We start from the raw sequence: 18,076 nt of genomic DNA, 5'->3' as shown, positions 1-18,076 counted from the left end.
TTCAGTTGATTGATCGTGATATTCAAACCCTGAGTCGTTTGCTGGAGAGACTGGCAAAGTGGAAAGTGACCGTGTACTACACCGATGACTGGGGGCCCTATCAACAACTACTGGATGAACATCCCGATGCGTTTCATGGGATTAGCAAAAGAGAAACAGTAGGAATTGAGAGAAACAACTCAGATAATCGCCATTGGTTTGCTAGATTTCATCGCCGCACGAAAGTTTTCTCCAGGTCAGCCTACATGGTGGATATCACCATGGCAATATTTGCCAAATTCAGGGTCAGTGGTAACATAGAACCACTACACAACTGGCGCCTCTCATTACTTTCTTGAAACTCTTGACAATTTCTTCCCAGACGGAAACTGTACTCAGGTAGACCTCAGTGTCCGGATCTCGAATATCTTTTGACAACTCAGTGTCACAACGGCTTCACGCTCCGTAACAGGTGGCTTTGTAGATATCACACTCTGAAAGACGGGGTTTTAGACCCGGTTTTCCGATAAACTTAGTAAATACTCAAGAAGCGCGGTGCTTTCCGCCCCCAGCACTGTTTACAGGAAGATAAGACGTGAATCAAACCAACCTCGACTTTTTAGCCACCAGCGACCCCGCCCTTGCGGCCATCATTGACCGGGAATTACAACGGCAACGCACCCACATTGAATTGATTGCCAGCGAAAATTTCACTTCAGCAGCAGTAATGGCGGCCCAGGGTTCCGTCTTAACCAATAAGTATGCCGAAGGTCTGCCGGGTAAACGCTATTACGGCGGCTGTGAATTTGTGGACCAAGCGGAAACGCTAGCCATCAGTCGAGTCAAAGAGTTATTTGGGGCTGCCCACGCCAACGTCCAACCCCACTCCGGGGCCCAGGCCAATTTTGCCGTATTTTTAACCCTGCTCCAGCCCGGCGACACCATTATGGGCATGGACCTTTCCCACGGCGGCCATTTAACCCACGGTTCCCCTGTCAACGTTTCTGGTAAATGGTTCGAAGTGGCCCACTACGGTGTGGAAAAGGAAACGGGTCGGTTAGATTACGACAAAATCCGCCAACAGGCTCTGGAAGTTAAACCCAAACTGTTGATTTGTGGCTACTCTGCCTATCCCCGACAAATCGAGTTTGATAAATTCCGGGCGATCGCCGACGAAGTGGGAGCATACCTAATGGCAGACATTGCCCACATTGCCGGTTTAGTGGCTTCAGGACACCATCCCAGTCCCTTGCCCTATTGCGATGTCGTCACCACCACCACCCATAAAACCCTGCGGGGTCCCCGGGGTGGTTTGATCATGACCAATAATGAGGAATTAGGCAAAAAATTCGACAAATCCGTCTTTCCTGGCACCCAGGGCGGCCCTTTGGAGCACGTCATTACCGCTAAAGCAGTGGCCTTTGGGGAAGCGCTGAAACCAGAATTTAAGGTTTATTCTGGCCAGGTAATCGCCAACGCCCAAGCCATGGCCGACCAGTTACAAAAACGGGGCTTTGACCTGGTATCCGGCGGCACCGATAACCATTTAATGTTGGTAGACCTGCGCTCAATCGCCATGACCGGCAAAGTGGGCGATCAACTGTTGGGAGAAATCAACATCACCGCCAACAAAAACACGGTGCCCTTTGACCCCGAATCTCCCTTTGTCACCAGTGGTTTGCGCCTGGGCTCCCCTGCCATGACCACCAGGGGTATGCAGGAAGACGAATTCCGCACCATTGCCAACATCATTGCCGATCGCCTGTTGTCCCCGGAAGATGAAGGCGTAAAAGCGGATTGTCTGCGCCGGGTCAGTGAACTTTGTGCTGGTTTCCCCCTCTATGATCATCTCCGCATTCCCGTAGCGGTGATCGCCTGATTTGAATTAACATCGTTCCCCAATCTGCTAATTTGTCTGTAAAACCCTGGCCCATTGGTTGGGGTTTTATGGTCTAGGTTGAAGTTTGCCCAGGGTCCCGCCCCAAACTCCTATAATGGTTGGGCAAGTGCCTAGTGTTAACGAGTATTAACCGCTCTGCAAATTTTGGGAGCAAAGAAAACAACATGGGAAAAGTCGTCGGAATTGACCTTGGAACTACCAATTCAGTTGTGGCCGTCATGGAAGGCGGCAAACCCATTGTCATCGCCAATGCGGAAGGCATGCGTACTACCCCCTCCGTGGTGGGGTTCAACAAAGAAGGGGAATTGGTGGTGGGTCAGATGGGCCGGCGGCAAGCGGTGCTCAATCCCCAAAATACTTTCTATGGCGTCAAACGTTTTATGGGGAGGCGTTACACTGATTTAACTCCAGAATCTAAACGAGTAGCCTACACCATCCGGCGGGATGACCGGGATAACATTAAAGTGCGTTGTCCCCGGCTGAAAAAAGACTTTGCCCCGGAAGAAATTTCCGCCATGATTTTGCGGAAGTTGGCCGAAGAAGCCAGCCGCTACCTGGGGGAAAAGGTCACCGGAGCTGTGATTACTGTGCCTGCCTACTTTAACGATTCCCAACGGCAAGCCACTAGAGATGCGGGGAAAATTGCCGGGCTGGAAGTGCTACGGATTATCAACGAACCCACAGCGGCATCTTTAGCTTACGGCTTAGACCAGGGGCGGATACAAAAAATCCTGGTGTTTGACCTAGGGGGCGGCACCTTTGATGTTTCTGTGTTGGAAGTGGGGGACGGCATTTTTGAAGTTAAGGCCACCAGCGGTGATACCCAGTTGGGGGGTAACGATTTTGATCGCCGCATTGTGGATTGGCTAGCGGAAAAGTTTTTAGAAGCGGAGAAAGTGGATTTACGGCAGGATCGCCAGGCCCTACAAAGGTTAACCGAAGCGGCGGAAAAGGCCAAAATTGAACTTTCTGGGGTCGGTACTACGGAAATTAATTTACCCTTCATCACCGCTACGGAAGACGGTCCCAAACATTTGGAAACCCAGTTGAGCCGTTCGGAATTTGAAGATTTATGTGGAGATTTAGTTACTCGTCTGCAAAGACCCGTTAAACGGGTGCTGAAAGATGCGGGCTTGAGTCCGGTACAAATCGATGAAGTGGTGCTAGTGGGAGGTGGCACCCGTATGCCCATGGTCAAAGGCCTTGTCCGTAGTTTCATTGACCGGGAACCCAACGAAAACGTCAACCCCGATGAAGTAGTGGCGATCGGAGCGGCAATCCAGGCGGGCATTTTGGACGGGGAAGTGAAAGATATCTTGCTGCTGGATGTAACCCCCCTTTCCTTTGGGTTGGAAACCATTGGCGGCGTGATGAAAAAATTACTGCCCCGCAACACCACCATTCCAGTGCGTAAATCGGACATTTTTTCCACCGGGGAAAATAATCAAACCGTAGTGGAAGTCCACGTGCTCCAAGGGGAACGGGAAATGGCCAGCGATAATATTTCCCTCGGTCGTTTTAAACTGAGCGGTATTCCGCCGGCTCCCAGGGGAGTGCCCCAGGTGCAGGTTTCCTTCGACATTGACGCTAACGGTATTTTGCAGGTGACAGCGAGGGACAAAACCACCGGCCGGGAGCAAAGCATTACAGTCCAAGGGGCTTCCATCCTCAGTGAAGGGGAAGTCAATCGCATGATCCAAGAAGCAGAAACCTTTGCCGCCCAGGACCGGGAACGGCGGGAACGCATTGAAAAACGCAACAGTGCTAAGGCATTAACGGATCAGGCTCAGCGGCGGCTCAAGGAAGTTACCCTGGATTTCGGCAGTGCGTTCACCGTGTCCTACCGTCGTCAAGTGGATGCGTTGTGCAGTGAAATTTTAGACAGTCTGGAAAAAGATGATGAGCGTCGGTTAGACCGGGCCCAGGCAGATTTGCAGGATGTGTTGTACGAGTTAAATCGGGAAGTGCGTCTGCAGTATGACGACAAGGAAGAAGGCTTTTTCGAAGCGATTAAGAAAACCTTCACTGGCGATTTCGATGACGATGATGATTACTACAACCGTCGCCCTGCTCCCAGGGATGATTATCGGGGAGGTAATGACTACGGTCGCTATGACGATTACAACTACAACGCCCCTTCCCGTCGAGAGGCACCCATGCCCAGGGCTGGCGCTGGCCGGGGCCCTTCCTTGAGCAAAGATTACCGTTCCACCGCCTATGCTGATTGGGACCAGTCCAGGGTCACCAGACAACGACCTTACCAAGGAGAGAGTTTAGGGGGTACCTACGACGATCGCCGTTCTAGCCCCCAGGATGATTACTCTAGAGGCGATCGCCAGAAGGATTACGATTATCGGGAAAATGCCCCCAGTCGTTCTGGTCGGGGAGGCAATGGCCGCTATGGGGAACGGCCTGCCCAGCCCGGTCGCAATGCCCCATTACAAAACGGTTGGGATGATGACGATGATGATTGGTTCTAATGTCAAAAGTTCGTTGACCAAAGACGGTAAAAACCGTTGATGATTTACCCCTGTAACCTCGACCTGAGTTAGTTTGAGTGGATTGAGCGAGTATTTTCTGGCAACCCTATGGAACAAGTGCGGAATTATTATCAAATTTTGGGAGTTCCCCGCAATGCCACTGCTGAAGAGATTAAAAAGTCTTTTCGGAAGCTAGCTCGTCAGTATCATCCTGATGTTAACCCCAACGATAAAACAGCGGAAGAGAAATTTAAAGATATTAACGAAGCCTACGATGTCCTTTCCGATGAAACCAAGCGCCGGGAATTAGATAGTCGTTTATTTGGCCGATTCCGCCGTCCCCCCACCAGTCGTTTTAGCCCCAATAGTAACGGTGGGCGATCGCCTAACGGAACAAGTGTCAATGGCCAAGTTCGTACCCCCACTGGGCGCACTGGAACCCGTCAGCCGGCGCAGTCATGGCAAGATTTTAGTGAAACTAGACGCACGAAAGTGGTGTCCCCCGCCCGCCCTGTGCCCAGGGATGTGGAAGCCAATTTGACCCTGCCGTTGGAAAAAGCCTACCGGGGAGGCAAGGAAAGAATTCGTTTGGAAGATGGCCGTTCTTTGGAGGTGGAAATGCCTGGGGGCATGGGGGATGGGCAACGGATTCGCCTCAAGCAACAGGGCATTAATGGGGGCGATCTATATCTAAAAATCAACCTTTCTCCCCACCCGTTATTTACTCTCCAGGGGACGGACATTGCTTGCCAGGTGCCCGTAACTCCCAGTGAAGCCATTTTGGGGGGCGCTATTGAGGTGATGACCATTGACGGCCTGGTGAAAATGACTGTGCCAGCGGGTTTAAAAAATGGTCAAAAACTACGTTTGGCCAAAAAGGGCTTTCCCAACAACCAAGGCGATCGGGGAGACCAGTTAGTGGAAATTCGGGTGGAAATTCCCCCGGAACCCAGCCCAGAGGAATTGGAGCTTTACCGTAGAATTCGGGAAAAGGAAACCTTTAACCCCCGGCAAAAGTTCTTTGATTTTTAAGCAATTTGTTTACGGAAAAAGGTCTGTAGGGCTGTCCCGACTTCCTGGGGAAAATGTTCTTGGGGATAGTGTTTTGCTTCCGATAATTTGATTAATTCTAGATGATTAACTCCCTGGACTAACTGTTCAATGGGTTCCACCGATAACCATTTATCCGCCGTTCCCCAGATAAAGCAGGTGGGTTTTTGCCATTCTGTGCGTAGGCGATCGCCAATTTTTGTCAGAGCATTAGTGGTGGGCAAATTCTTAGTGACAGCCATTAAAGCCCGACCGGCGGCGGAAGTTTTTAGCCACGGTTTACGGTAAATGTCGAGTTTTTCGTCACTGATGACAAAACCACTGCCCCCTTCCAAGGTGCGGTCGATAATTAGCGGATCTTGGGTGACCATATCCCCCACCAAAGGAATGGTCCATTGGCGCATGGGCCAAGGTAACGACACCGGCGGCACAACGGGGGTATTTAGGATAGCTAAACGTTCAATCTGGTCTGGGTGATTGAGGGCGTATTCGATGCCCGCTGTGGCTAAAAATCCTTGCACTACTAAGAATATTTTTGCCAATTCTAAAGACTGAAAAAATTCCCCCAAAGCCTGTTCATAGGCCGCCGTAGTATAAGCAAAATCCCGTTTATCCAAGATGTCCGAAAAGCCAAACCCCAACCAATCCGGGGCGATCGCCGTTAACCCCTTTTCCGCTAACAGAGGCATTACCCCAGTCCAACATAAACTCTGACTCGGTAAACCATGGAGCAGCATAACAGGGGGATTGTTAGTGGGCTGGGGCGGCTGAATCTGGCGGTAAAACCAGTGGAACTGTCCCACCTCAAGGGTCTGTTCGGAAATTTTCACGGAGGTTTGCTATCCTATGGAATCAATTCTGGGCCATTAATTGTCCCATTTCCTGTGCCCATCCCCCACCGCCAGGCTAACCATAATCCTGTCCTGGCCAACGGTTACCCTTCCAGCAGGAGACATTGCCAATGAATGCGGCAGAACAAGCCATTGGACTCGCTACTACTACCAAAATCGCCGCCGTGGTGAACCTCTTTAAGGCTCAATTTCCCGACGCTAGGGCTGACCTTGCTCCTTGGCAAGGCGATCGCCAGACCCAAGCCCAGGTGGACCCCCACTCCATTGACATTGGTTTCCATTTACCGGGTTGGAGTCCCCGTTACCAGAGCCGCAGTATTCTGGTGCAAATTCGCTTCCATCCTGATCCCACGGAAAAATCCCCAAAAATTATTGGCATCGAAACCGTCGGTATCAATCACCAAGGGCAAGCCTGGAGACTTTCTACGGTGGACAACTGGCAGGTGGTGGGTAAATATCTCCCCGCCCAGGACATTGGGGAAAAACTACGCCAATTCACCCGCCAAGCCTTTGAGCTTTTCCAGCCTCCAGACCACCACCCCGGTGCTCTTTCCTAGCGCATGGATTGTACACCGCTCCAACTGCGGCTGATCCGTTTCCCGTAGGCAATGACTGTAGGAGCTTTCGCTGGTTGAACTTCCCCATCTAAAGCGACGCTGACCAAAGAATTTTCATCCTCTTCTTGGTCAAAATGGCTTACTTGAAAAAGTACCTGACTGGGATTGTTCTCATGCCAACCCAAGAGAGTTGCGCTGGATTCCGTGGTGTTCTGGGGCATGGCACTAAGGGTACGGATGGAACCTTTTTGCCAAACAACGCCATAATCACTAATGTCAGAAGAATTAAATGCCCCTTCCATTTGCCGGGCCAACAGGCGATCGCCGTCCTCGGACCAAGAAGCTGGCAAAAGAATCGAAATTACCCCGGCCATTTCTGGGCTATCTTCCCCTACCCTTTGCAAATAGCTGGCAATGGGGGAGTTTGCCCGCACTACCTGCAGCTTGCCCGTAGCTAAATTTTCAATGAACATTACCCCCAACACTTTGGACTCGTAGGAATTGGGTTCCGCCCGCACTTCAATGCGACTGTAAGCTGCATACTGTCCAGAGGGAGACACCAAAGCCGGACTGCGGTAGTAGCGCAACCCTGATTGTTGTTGTTCGGCGTAATCCTGCTGGGTACGTACAATCCAACTCCATGGCACTGGATAAGGACTGTCTAAGGGATCCACCTCCCGGGTATCAGTCACATTAAGCAAAAAATCATCATCGGGAATCCCCACCGGAGCAAAGAGTTGAACGCCATCCAACAGTAAAGGTTGGGGTTGATTCGGAGTTAAATTGGCGGCGAGGGGGGAATTCGCTAAGGCGGGGGTAGCAGTGGCGGCAATCATCAGCATAGCGGCGAGGGGAAGACGGGAACGCAGAGCACGGCAAATAGGGGCAATCATGGGGACTCCACTCTGGGGAAATTACTACCTCAACCAACATCAAGCCCTAGGTTCGGTGAGGAGTTGGTATTGGGGGCAAGTATAGGTTTTTAGTCTGGGATTATGGGCAGAGGTTCCATAATTGTTAGAAGACTTCACAATTTCCGCTAAATTGCTCTCCCGTCATAGTTCAATCAAGTATTTATACTCAGATCCTCGCCCCAAAAATAGCCAAAAAAAAGGGACTAGCAAACAGTCCCAGCGAAACAATTATTTGATTTTTCAGTTTAATTTTCAGGACGGAAAAATCAGTAACTATCCACGCTAGGAATGCACTAATCCTTCAACCCTCTGACCTTAGTGCCTAGCGACGGGGCACAGAAGCTTCGATGTTGATATTTTGGGCGGAAACCTTGGGAATGGTGTTGGCGGCAGGGTTGATACTGCGGGCCATGCCCAAGAAGTTCATCGGATTGCCAGCGGTGAGCTTTTTCTCCTGGGGAATAAAGCGACGCACTTCGTTCTGCCAAACGATTTGGGGGAAGCCCAATTGGCGACGGTGGTAGGCATCGTACCGGGGAGATTTGATGTTAAAGGGCAATTCACCCGCTTCCCGACCGGGAAGGTTGCGACGACGTTGGTAGGGCACCGTGTCATAGCCAAAGTTATTGAGGTACTCGTCGCTGTTGAGCAAATCGTCAATTAATCCTTGATAGCCCTTGGTCGCGACCACAATGGACCAAGCAATTTTTTCCCGTTCGCTGTAAACGTCCCGCCCTAAAATCTTCTGTACACAGTGCTCAACGAAGCGGTAGTTACTATTCTTTTCGTAGAAGCTATTGCGGAAGGTGTTGGAAAGCAACAAGCCCCGCACAAAATCTCGTACAGTAATTTGGCCGTTACGCAGTTGGGACTCAAGGACTTTTTCTCGGTCCCACTTAAACGCATGGAAAAAGATTTGACGATAGGCCGCCTCGATTAGGTTATCCATATCGCTGCTGGAGAGGATGTTTTCCGTGGTGAAAACAACAGGCTTCTCTTCAGAGCCAATTTCATAACCTTCTACCCTCACATTTTGACTTTTGGGGGCGTAGTTCAATAGGGGAAGAGCCAAGTGTAAACCTCCGTGATCTTAAAGAAGAGCTTGATAATTAGTTAGTTTAAATAATAAGGGGGAAGGGTCCTAATCGTTGGCAAATATTACAATTTATTACAATTATCGCCCTTCCATTCAGGGTTAGCCAATTCCTCAGATGGCTTGGCAGGGCGATCGAGCTCCCCATACTGGAACCAAACGGGGCTACCAGCCACAAAATTGTTCGTAGGCAGGGGCAGGGGACGCAGACACGGTGTTTTCCTCTTTGACCCGCATTTCCGTACAGTAGGTGGCGGTATTGAATCCCCCAAACCTTTGCACAGTACTGGTTCTAAGGCGCATATCCGGGTTGGCAAACCAGAACCGTTCAATGGTGGTCATGGTCTCATACTCCGTCACTAGCACCAGGGCTTCCTCTTCGTCGATGTGATAGCGACCGGCAATGGGGACAATTTCCGCATAGCCCCTCTCCCGCAGTAGTAGTCCCTGTTGGGGATTGTCTTCATCGGGAATGAGGGCAAATACAGTTGTTCCTTCATGATTTTCATCCTCTTTATCCCAGGCCATGGCGCTTTCCCAGCGGACAAAGGCTCCCCCCACGGCTTTGGCTGGGTCGCAGTCGTGCATTTCACAAATCTCGACAATTTTTTGATCATCAGCACCCAGAGCTTCAACAAAAATTTCCGAGGTGCCGGTTTCTGCCCGACGGAAGGCCAGGTGATGGGTGGTACGTTGCGATCGCCAGTTGCCGGAACTATTGCGAAAGAATTCCATTGCATCCACGGTGATTAACTCCTGAAAACTGAAAAGGGTAAAAATAGATTGTTGAAAGTTGGTCAGCAAGCATTGGTCTGGCTAACTTCCACTAGAGATTATCCAGCTTTTCTTGGGTCCGGTCACTGCCAGCGGTGTTGCCCTGGGCCTGGTAAAGTTTTTTCGCTTCCCCAAAGGATTTTTTGGCCAAGTCAATTTTTTCGTCCACAGCGTAGGCTTCCCCCAGCAGGTAATAAAAATCAGCGTTACTGGGTTGGAGGCGGGTTAAATCACGGAAAACCCAAACAGCTTCGGCAGGATTGTCCAATTCCAAATACATCCGACCAGTGCCAATTTTAGCGGCGATCGCCGTGGGTTCATTGCGGAGAGCTTGTTTATAGGCATCCAGGGCTCCGGCAAAATTTCCCTCCCGTTCCAGTAGTTCTGCCCAGGTAAGGTAGAGGGAAAAACTACGCCAATCTGGATTGAGCCTAGGTTCTAACGCTCTGCGGGCTGCCACCAGATCACCCTGGGCCAGATAAGCTTTACCCAGTTGCAAGGTTAGTTCAGAACGGTTAGGAAATAATCTAAGGGCCTGATTGTTGAACGTGATTAACTGTTCATACTCACTGCTCTGGAGCAGGGCTGCCCCCATCATCACCGCCGCTTCTTCATTGTCCGATTGCAAACTATGAATTTCGTTATACAGTTGACGCACCCGGTTGTAGTCTCCCTGCTGGAGCATGATAATCCCCAGGGCAAGGCGGTATTTAACTGACTCACGGGAACTGGGGCCTAAACTAATGGCGGTGGCATAGGCGCTGGCAGCTTCGTTTAACAATCCTTGGCGGGCGTAACTAAAGCCCAAACCATCGTAATAGTCGGGATTGTTGGGATTTACCCGCAGAGCCTGCTGAAAACTCCGGCTAGCCTCGGCAAATTGTCCCTGGCGGGCGTAGAGATAACCCATGCTGCCAAACAGTTCTGCGTTTTCCCCGTCCAACATGGCCGCCTGTTGGTAAATGGCGATCGCCTGGGGAAAATTACCGTTATCCACATAGGCCTTGCCTTGGCGCAGTAGCTCATTGAACTGCCTTCTATCGTCGGTCGCTGACCGTTGAGCCAGGAGGGGGGTAACGTCAGGAAGATTACTGGGATTAGTTTGGCTAGGAGACTGGGCCGAGACAGCGGCACCGAATAATAGAGGAATTAGACCGCCTCCTATCAATATCTGTTTTCCTGACCAGAGGTAGCGTAAATTCATCGAAAAACTAGTGGTGAAACTCCGCCCCAAGGGACGGCTTGGCATTTGCTTAACTTTGTTTAATCTTGCTTTAGACAAAAAAAGCCTAGAGGCGGTTCATTCGCCCTAGATTTCACCCCACACCACATCGGCGATCGTCCTGGCAATGGCCACGGATTCACGCCCGCATTAGTGTACATCAAAGTTTTACTTCTGGGAAAATGCCCCTAGGGAGAGCCTTGCCCTAACTCGGAAAACCCCTTGGGGATCAAGCCTTTACGAGGAAGGCTTCGGGGCCGGGGGACTGGTATTTTCGGAACGTTCGTAGGCTTCCACAATCCTTTGCACCAAGGGATGGCGCACCACATCCGCCTGATTGAGGTAACAGAATGCAACCCCTTCCACATCCTTAAGAATGGTTTGGGCCACTTGCAAACCTGATTTTTGGTAATTGGGTAAATCGGTTTGGGTTATGTCGCCGGTCACAATCATTTTCGAGCCAAAACCCAGGCGAGTTAAAACCATTTTCAGTTGGGCTGGGGTGGTATTTTGAGCCTCGTCCACAATCACAAAGGCATTGGTCAATGTTCTGCCCCGCATATAGGCCAGGGGAGCTACCTCAATTTTGCCCCGCTCCATCAAGTCAGGAATTTTTTCCGGTTCAATAAATTCATACAAAGCATCGTAGAGGGGTCGCAAAAACGGATCAACTTTTTGTTGCAAATCCCCCGGCAGAAAACCTAATTTTTCCCCCGCTTCCACCGCCGGCCTAGTCAAAATCAGGCGATCGCATTCATTGTTTAGCAGCGCTTGGACCGCAAGCACCGCCGCCAAAAAAGTTTTCCCTGTGCCCGCTGGGCCAATGCAAAACGTCACATCGTGCTTTTGGATTGCCTTGATATATTGCCGTTGCCGGAACGTTTTCGCCCGGACAATTTCCCCCCGGCGGGTTTTGGCCAACACCGTTTTTTGTAAAGCTTGGTGTTCTTCTTGTTTGCCCGTATCTAGGGCATGGAAAGCGGTCATCAAGTCTGGACGGGAAATGGCTTTAGCACTCTGCCAGTAGGGAGCAAGGGATTGGAGCACGGCCATAACCCGGGCCACGGCTTTTTCGGTACCGACCACCATCAGTTCTTGCCCCCGCAGAATCAACTTTGCGCCGGTGTGGTGGGCCAAATAGGTTAAGTTATCTTCTCCGCTTCCTGCTAAGGCGATCGCACTTTCCGGGCTGGGCAATGGCAGGGTAGCGGTGGTTTGGGACATAAAGGGGACAACTCAGGAAGGGTTTGAGTCGAGTATATGGCCTAGGTGACGGACCTTGCCATCCTTCCCCACTGACTCGGCGTTTTATCCAAAAAATAGACCATTGCCATTACCGTCCAACGAATAGTAGTCTAAAGGCTAATGCCAAAAAGGCTTTCAACGGTGGCTATTTCAGTGGAATTGGGGGTAAAAACATTGGAAGAAAGCCAATTCCAATTATTGTCTGTTCGCCAAATTCCAATTTCTCCGGTGTCAAAATTTTGCCATAAAACTCGGTTGATGTTTTCAACCCTTTCTGCGGCTAGGGCTTGCCAACTACCAAACTGATTCTCGAATGGTTGCCCTAAAAATTTAAGAGGAGTAACTGGGTCATCCCCGGGCTGAACATAGTAAGCGCCAAAAATTCCTTCCAGGAGACCAACCGCACCTTGATTTTCTAAAACAGTGTATTGATCGCCAATGAGAGAATCTCCGTTAATGTCCGTCCCAAATAATAATTCGGTATTAAAAGTTCTTGATGATTTCACTTGCCATGTGTCAGAAGAAATCCAGTTCCAATTATTATCAGTCAGCCATACACCAACTTCTTCAGTAACTTGATTGTACCAAAGCACTTGATTGGAGCCATCAACAGTTTCTGTGTCTAAGATTTTCCAGTTTACAGATTGATCAGTAGAGAATGGTTGATTCTGAAACAAAAGAGCTTGGCGAGTATTATCTAAAAATTGAGCGAAGAAAAAGCCATTTTCAATAACAGCAACATTGTCATCTAAGATTTCTAATGCGATTTGTTGTTCAGTAACTGGATTAACGCCATCGTCAGCAGTAACGGTGAATCTATAACTGGATTGGCTTTCAAAGTCAGGATTGTTGATTAAAGTTACTTTGCCTGTTGTGGAGTCAATGCTGAAAGATGTGGCATCATCCCCTGGTTTCAAGCCAAAGGTTACTCCCGCACTTATGTCAGCATCATCTGTGGCAGTGACTTGATAAATTACTTGATTGGCACCACTATTTTCGGCGATCGCCTTTGCTGTATTTCCCGATGTAATAGTTGGGGCTATTTCGTCTAGGTCGATGATGGTTAAATTAACAACTTGCTCCGTGACAGGATTCACACCATCGCTGGCAGTGACAGTGAATTTATAACTTGATTGGGTTTCAAAGTCTGGATTGCCAATTAACTCAACTTCTCCAGTGGCGGCATTGATGGTAAATGAGTTAGCATCTTCTCCTGGTTTTAAGCCGAAGGTTACTCCTGCACTTGTGTCAGCATCATCCGTTGCTGTTACTTGGTAAATTACTTGATTCGCACCACTATTTTCGGCAATCGCTTTTGCCGTATCTCCACTAGTAATGGTTGGAGCTATTTCATCAAGATCAATGATGGTTAAGTTGACTAATTGCTCCGTGGCAGGGTTAACGCCATCGCTGGCAGTGACCGTGAATTTATAACTTGATTGGGTTTCAAAGTCTGGGTTATCAAGTAAGGTAACTTGTCCAGTTGTTGGATCAATACTGAACTGGTTGGCATTGTCTCCCGGCTTTAAGCCAAAGGTCACTCCGGCACTGATATCATCACCATCGTCTGCTGTTACTTGGTAAATTATCTGATTCGCACCACTGTTTTCATTAATTGCTGTTGCGATATTATCAGATGTAATATTGGGACCGAGTTCGTCCAGATCATTAATAGTCAGGGTAACTATTTTTTCCGTAGCAGGGTTAACACCATCGCTGGCAGTAACGGTGAATTTATAACTTGATTGGGTTTCAAAGTCCGGGTCATCAATGAGGGTTACTTCCCCGGTGATGGGATTGATAGTAAATGAGCCAGCATCATTCCCTGGCTTTAAACCAAATGTTATTCCGGCACTTACGTCAGCATCATCTGTGGCAATAACTTGGTAAATTAGTTGATTGGCACCACTGTTTTCATCAATAGGCGTTGCTGTATCGCCTGATGTAATGGTCGGGCCTATTTCGTCTAGATTATTGATGGCTAGGGTAACTATTTTTTCGGTGGCGGGATTCACACCATCGCTAGCAGTAACGGTGAATTTATAACTGGATTGGCTTTCAAAGTCAGGATTGTTGATTAAAGTTACTTTGCCTGTTGTGGAGTCAATGCTGAAAGATGTGGCATCATCACCCAATTTCAACCCAAAGGTTACTTCGGCACTTATGTCAGCATCATCTGTGGCAGTGACTTGGTAAATTACTTGATTCGCACCACTGTTTTCGGCGATCGCCTTTGCTGTATTTCCCGATGTAATAGTTGGGGCTATTTCATCTAAGTCAATGATGGTTAAATTGACAACTTGCTCAGTGACAGGATTCACACCATCGCTGGCAGTGACAGTGAATTTATAACTTGATTGGGTTTCAAAGTCTGGGTTATCAAGTAAGGTAACTTGTCCAGTGATGGCATTGATGATAAACGAGTCAGCATCATCCCCTGGTTTCAAGCCAAAGGTTACCCCGGCACTTATATCCGCATTATCATCCGCTGTTGCCTGGTAAATTATCTGATTCGCACCACTATTTTCGGTGATCGCCTTTGCTGTATCCCCCGATGTGATGGTTGGAGCTATTTCATCTAAGTCAATGATGGTTAAGTTGACTAATTGCTCCGTGGCCAGGTTAACACCATCGCTGGCAGTAACGGTGAATTTATAACTTGATTGTGTTTCAAAGTCCGGGTCATCAATGAGGGTTACTTTCCCGGTGATGGGATTGATGGTAAATGAACCAGCATCATTCCCTGGCTTTAAACCAAATGTTATTCCGGCACTTACGTCAGCATCATCTGTGGCAATAACTTCGTAAATTACTTGATTGGCACCACTATTTTCGGCGATCGCCTTTGCTGTATCCCCCGATGTGATGGTTGGAGCTATTTCATCTAAGTCAATGATGGTTAAGTTGACTAATTGCTCCGTGGCCAGGTTAACACCATCGCTGGCAGTAACGGTGAATTTATAACTTGATTGTGTTTCAAAGTCCGGGTCATCAATGAGGGTTACTTTCCCGGTGATGGGATTGATGGTAAATGAACCAGCATCATTCCCTGGCTTTAAACCAAATGTTATTCCGGCACTTACGTCAGCATCATCTGTGGCAATAACTTCGTAAATTACTTGATTGGCACCACTATTTTCGGTGATCGCCTTTGCCGTATCTCCCGATGTGATAGTAGGAGCTATTTCGTCTAAGTCAATGATGGCTAGGGTAACTATTTTTTCGGTGGCAGGATTAACCCCATCGCTAGCAGTAACCGTGAATTTATAACTGGATTGTGTTTCAAAATCTGGGTTTTCAGTTAGGATTACTTGTCCGGTGGTGGAGTTGATGATAAACAGGTCAGCATCATTCCCTGGCTTTAAACCAAATGTTATTCCTGCACTTACGTCAGCATCATCTGTGGCAGTGACTTGATAAATTACTTGATTCGCACCACTATTTTCGGCGATCGCCTTCGCCGTATCTCCCGATGTGATAGTAGGAGCTATTTCGTCTAGGTCAATGATGGCTAAATTAACCAATTGTTCGGTGGCCGGGTTAACTCCATCGTCAGCAGTAACGGTGAATTTATAACTGGATTGGGTTTCAAAGTCAGGATTGCCAATTAACTTAACTTCTCCAGTGGTGGCATTGATGATAAACGAGTCAGCATCATCCCCCGGTTTCAAGCCAAAGGTTATTCCTGCACTTATGTCACCATCATCCGTTGCTTTTACTTGGTAAATTATTTGATTCGCACCACTATTTTCGGCGATCGCCTTTGCTGTATCTCCCGATGTGATGGTTGGCGCTACTTCATCTAGGTTATTGATAGTTAACTTGAAATCCGCAGTCAAGTCAGGGGTACTACCTACCGTGTCATCATCCACATTCACTGTGACGGTATAGCTGGCTTTACTCTCAAAGTTCAATACTGTACCAGCCTTGAGAAAGAGACTCTGCCCAATGACTTCAAAAAAGGCTGCATCAATACCTGACAGGCTGATATCATTACTCCCTAAACCATCATCGGTAATAGCAATATCCGCTACTTTGAGTGGGTTCGTAGTATCGGTATTTTCTGCCAGACTGGCATTAGGAACTATAACAGCGCTGGGTCCTTGGTTGACTTGAAGTTCATCATCATCTTGCACAGGGACTGCTAGATTATTGCCTGCCATATCGCTAAGCACTGCCCCATTAGGAATCTGCAGAATGATAGTGCCTGAAGTGTTAGGAGTGACAACTACAGAAAATACCCCCGAGCTGGTTTCTGTAATGGTTCCAATAGAAATTGTCGCTGTTCCCGCATTGTCAAAATCATCAGCAGTGACAGTTGTGGAGTCTATATCTTCACTGAAGGTCAGGGTATAGGTCAGCGGAGTGTCGATAGGAACAATGTTATCATCATCCCCATCATCAATAGAGGTGAGTGTAGGGGGAATAGTATCTACAGCATAGCTAACTGATGTTGTTGTGCCGGTTCCGTTATTCCCAGCTAGGTCACTAATCCCTGTATTGTCTAGGGTAATAACATTGGAATTAGATTCAGCATTAGCATTTGGGGTAAGAGTGGCTGTCCAGGTTATTCCTCCGTCGGATGACGTTGGAGATGACAAAGAACCGTCGACGACAATAATATCTGCATTTGTAAACCCAATTACTGCTTCGGAAAAAGTAAAGGTAACGGTCGCTGTATCACCGATTTTTAGAGCGGTGTCACTAATCTCAATAGCACTAGCGAGGTTTGGAGTAGTGTTATCAATAGTAATGCCTAAGGCTGAAGAAGCCGTACTAACATTGCCCGCAGCATCGGTAGCTTTGGCAGTAATACTGTAGTTGCCATCAGCTGGAGTCGAAGCCGTAATTGTCCAATTTCCTGAGCCATTGGCAGTGGTGCTTCCTATCTGGGTACTACCTCCACTAAATAGGGTTACCGTGCTGTTGGCTTCAGCCGTACCGTTAAACGTTGGTGTGGTGTCATTGGTGATGTTGTCTGTACTAGAAAGCCCACTATCACTGCTTGCACTCAAATCTGGCGTAGACGGGGCATTGGGCGGAGTGTTATCCGTGGGGGGAGTTCCATAGGTAAGTGTAGAGGTCTGAGAGAGATTAACGCCAGGCTGAGAACCAAAGGGGAAAAAACCAACAGTAACATTATTGTTTGATACAGAAGGGGTGAGAGGTTGGTTAACGCCAGTAGTGAAACCAGATACATTTGTCTGAATCACAGATTCAACAGAACCTATTGATTCATCTGCTAGAGATGTAAAAATGAAAGTTAAAGCTCCTCCTTGCTGAGTACCCGAAAAATTCACATAGATGGTATTTTCCGATACATCTATGTCTACGTTGCCGGTCAGCGTTTGGGGGGATCCTGATGAATTAAAAGTAGCAGTGATAGCTTGATCTGTGATTTCCTGTCCTGACGTTACGGTAAATGTTTGGGTAAACAGGTCAAAATTGAAGCTGCCATCAGAACCACTACCGGTGAAACGCACATTGACAGTAACCGACTCGCCTATTAAAGACTGTACTGACTGTTCAACCTGTAATGATTGACCATTGATAATGATGGTGTGTGTATCATCTTCGGCTTTTATCCTTGCCAATTCCGACGCAGAGACAACATCTCCCAACACTAGATCTGCAAATAATTGTCCTTCATCTCCTATGGTATCGACTGCGTTAACTTGAGCATCCACAAAATGTCCAATCTCTTCGAGGATGACTTCAATCAGAGCGTCTGGGGGGGCAGTGGCAACAAATTGGTCAGACAGATAAATTTTATTGATACTTTGGGCATAGGCTCCCACAGCAGAGCCCAAGGTTTCGGCACTGAGTACTTCAATGACAGGAAGATCGCTAAAATCTCCAATAGCCCAACGACTTCGCAAAGCTTCTACGGCGACAACATCATAATTATTTCCATAAATAATCTCGAAATTCTGCCAAAAACTCTCCAAGCCTGCAAAAGCGGACAGTTTCCCATAGACTAAGGACAAATCAAGATTGTAGACGCTCATAGA

At 48.3% G+C, this 18,076-nt stretch carries 11 protein-coding genes and 1 pseudogene; 5 read left to right on the top strand and 7 right to left on the bottom strand.

All coding sequences use genetic code 11. The features are described from left to right. Positions 1-5: 5 nt before the first annotated feature. From C7I86_RS02845 to C7I86_RS02825, 4 genes and pseudogenes are all read left to right on the top strand, one after another. Positions 6-338 (top strand): annotated as a pseudogene (locus C7I86_RS02845) (IS1 family transposase); the annotation flags it as partial. A gap of 236 nt (positions 339-574) precedes the next feature. Beyond that, on the top strand, positions 575-1,858 hold the full coding sequence (glyA, locus tag C7I86_RS02835; RefSeq protein ID WP_010871753.1) for a serine hydroxymethyltransferase: 1,284 nt from the start codon (positions 575-577) through the stop codon (positions 1,856-1,858). Positions 1,859-2,043: 185 nt separating this feature from the next. After that, complete coding sequence (dnaK, locus tag C7I86_RS02830; RefSeq protein WP_010871752.1) at positions 2,044-4,359, top strand: molecular chaperone DnaK; 2,316 nt, start codon at positions 2,044-2,046, stop codon at positions 4,357-4,359. A gap of 108 nt (positions 4,360-4,467) precedes the next feature. Further along, positions 4,468-5,391: a DnaJ C-terminal domain-containing protein gene (locus C7I86_RS02825; RefSeq protein WP_010871751.1), complete on the top strand. Its 924-nt coding sequence runs from the start codon at positions 4,468-4,470 to the stop codon at positions 5,389-5,391. Here C7I86_RS02825 and C7I86_RS02820 read toward each other — a convergent pair. Then, the gene (locus C7I86_RS02820) at positions 5,388-6,239 is read right to left on the bottom strand and encodes an alpha/beta fold hydrolase (RefSeq protein ID WP_010871750.1); all 852 of its coding nucleotides are present in this window, start codon (positions 6,237-6,239) and stop codon (positions 5,388-5,390) included. The two genes, C7I86_RS02825 and C7I86_RS02820, sit on opposite strands and share 4 nt — an antisense overlap. 131 nt (positions 6,240-6,370) lie before the next feature. Between C7I86_RS02820 and C7I86_RS02815 the strand changes: the two genes are divergently transcribed. Beyond that, on the top strand, positions 6,371-6,817 hold the full coding sequence (locus tag C7I86_RS02815) for a hypothetical protein (protein ID WP_010871749.1): 447 nt from the start codon (positions 6,371-6,373) through the stop codon (positions 6,815-6,817). On the opposite strand, the gene C7I86_RS02810 is transcribed toward C7I86_RS02815, so the two are convergent. The 6 genes from C7I86_RS02810 to C7I86_RS02785 all read right to left on the bottom strand — a co-directional run bounded on the left by C7I86_RS02810 (position 6,814) and on the right by C7I86_RS02785 (position 18,073). Then, on the bottom strand, positions 6,814-7,710 hold the full coding sequence (locus C7I86_RS02810) for a hypothetical protein (RefSeq protein WP_010871748.1): 897 nt from the start codon (positions 7,708-7,710) through the stop codon (positions 6,814-6,816). The genes C7I86_RS02815 and C7I86_RS02810 overlap by 4 nt on opposite strands. 343 nt (positions 7,711-8,053) lie before the next feature. Continuing rightward, positions 8,054-8,803, bottom strand: coding sequence for a phycobilisome rod-core linker polypeptide (locus C7I86_RS02805; RefSeq protein ID WP_010871747.1), 750 nt, complete (start codon positions 8,801-8,803; stop codon positions 8,054-8,056). Positions 8,804-8,989: 186 nt separating this feature from the next. Beyond that, complete coding sequence (locus tag C7I86_RS02800; RefSeq protein WP_010871746.1) at positions 8,990-9,568, bottom strand: phycobiliprotein lyase; 579 nt, start codon at positions 9,566-9,568, stop codon at positions 8,990-8,992. Positions 9,569-9,650: 82 nt separating this feature from the next. Further along, a complete protein-coding gene (locus tag C7I86_RS02795) occupies positions 9,651-10,847 on the bottom strand; it encodes a tetratricopeptide repeat protein (RefSeq protein WP_010871745.1) in 1,197 nt (398 codons plus the stop codon). A gap of 210 nt (positions 10,848-11,057) precedes the next feature. After that, positions 11,058-12,044, bottom strand: a complete 987-nt coding sequence (locus C7I86_RS02790) for a PhoH family protein (protein WP_010871744.1) — start codon at positions 12,042-12,044, stop codon at positions 11,058-11,060. A 131-nt stretch (positions 12,045-12,175) separates the two neighbouring features. Continuing rightward, positions 12,176-18,073: a cadherin domain-containing protein gene (locus C7I86_RS02785; RefSeq protein ID WP_010871743.1), complete on the bottom strand. Its 5,898-nt coding sequence runs from the start codon at positions 18,071-18,073 to the stop codon at positions 12,176-12,178. Positions 18,074-18,076: the final 3 nt, after the last annotated feature.

Source organism: Synechocystis sp. IPPAS B-1465 (assembly GCF_003015225.1).
Taxonomy (GTDB): domain Bacteria; phylum Cyanobacteriota; class Cyanobacteriia; order Cyanobacteriales; family Microcystaceae; genus Synechocystis.
Note: the sequence above shows the minus strand (reverse complement) of the source record. Positions and strands in the feature narration are given on the sequence as shown.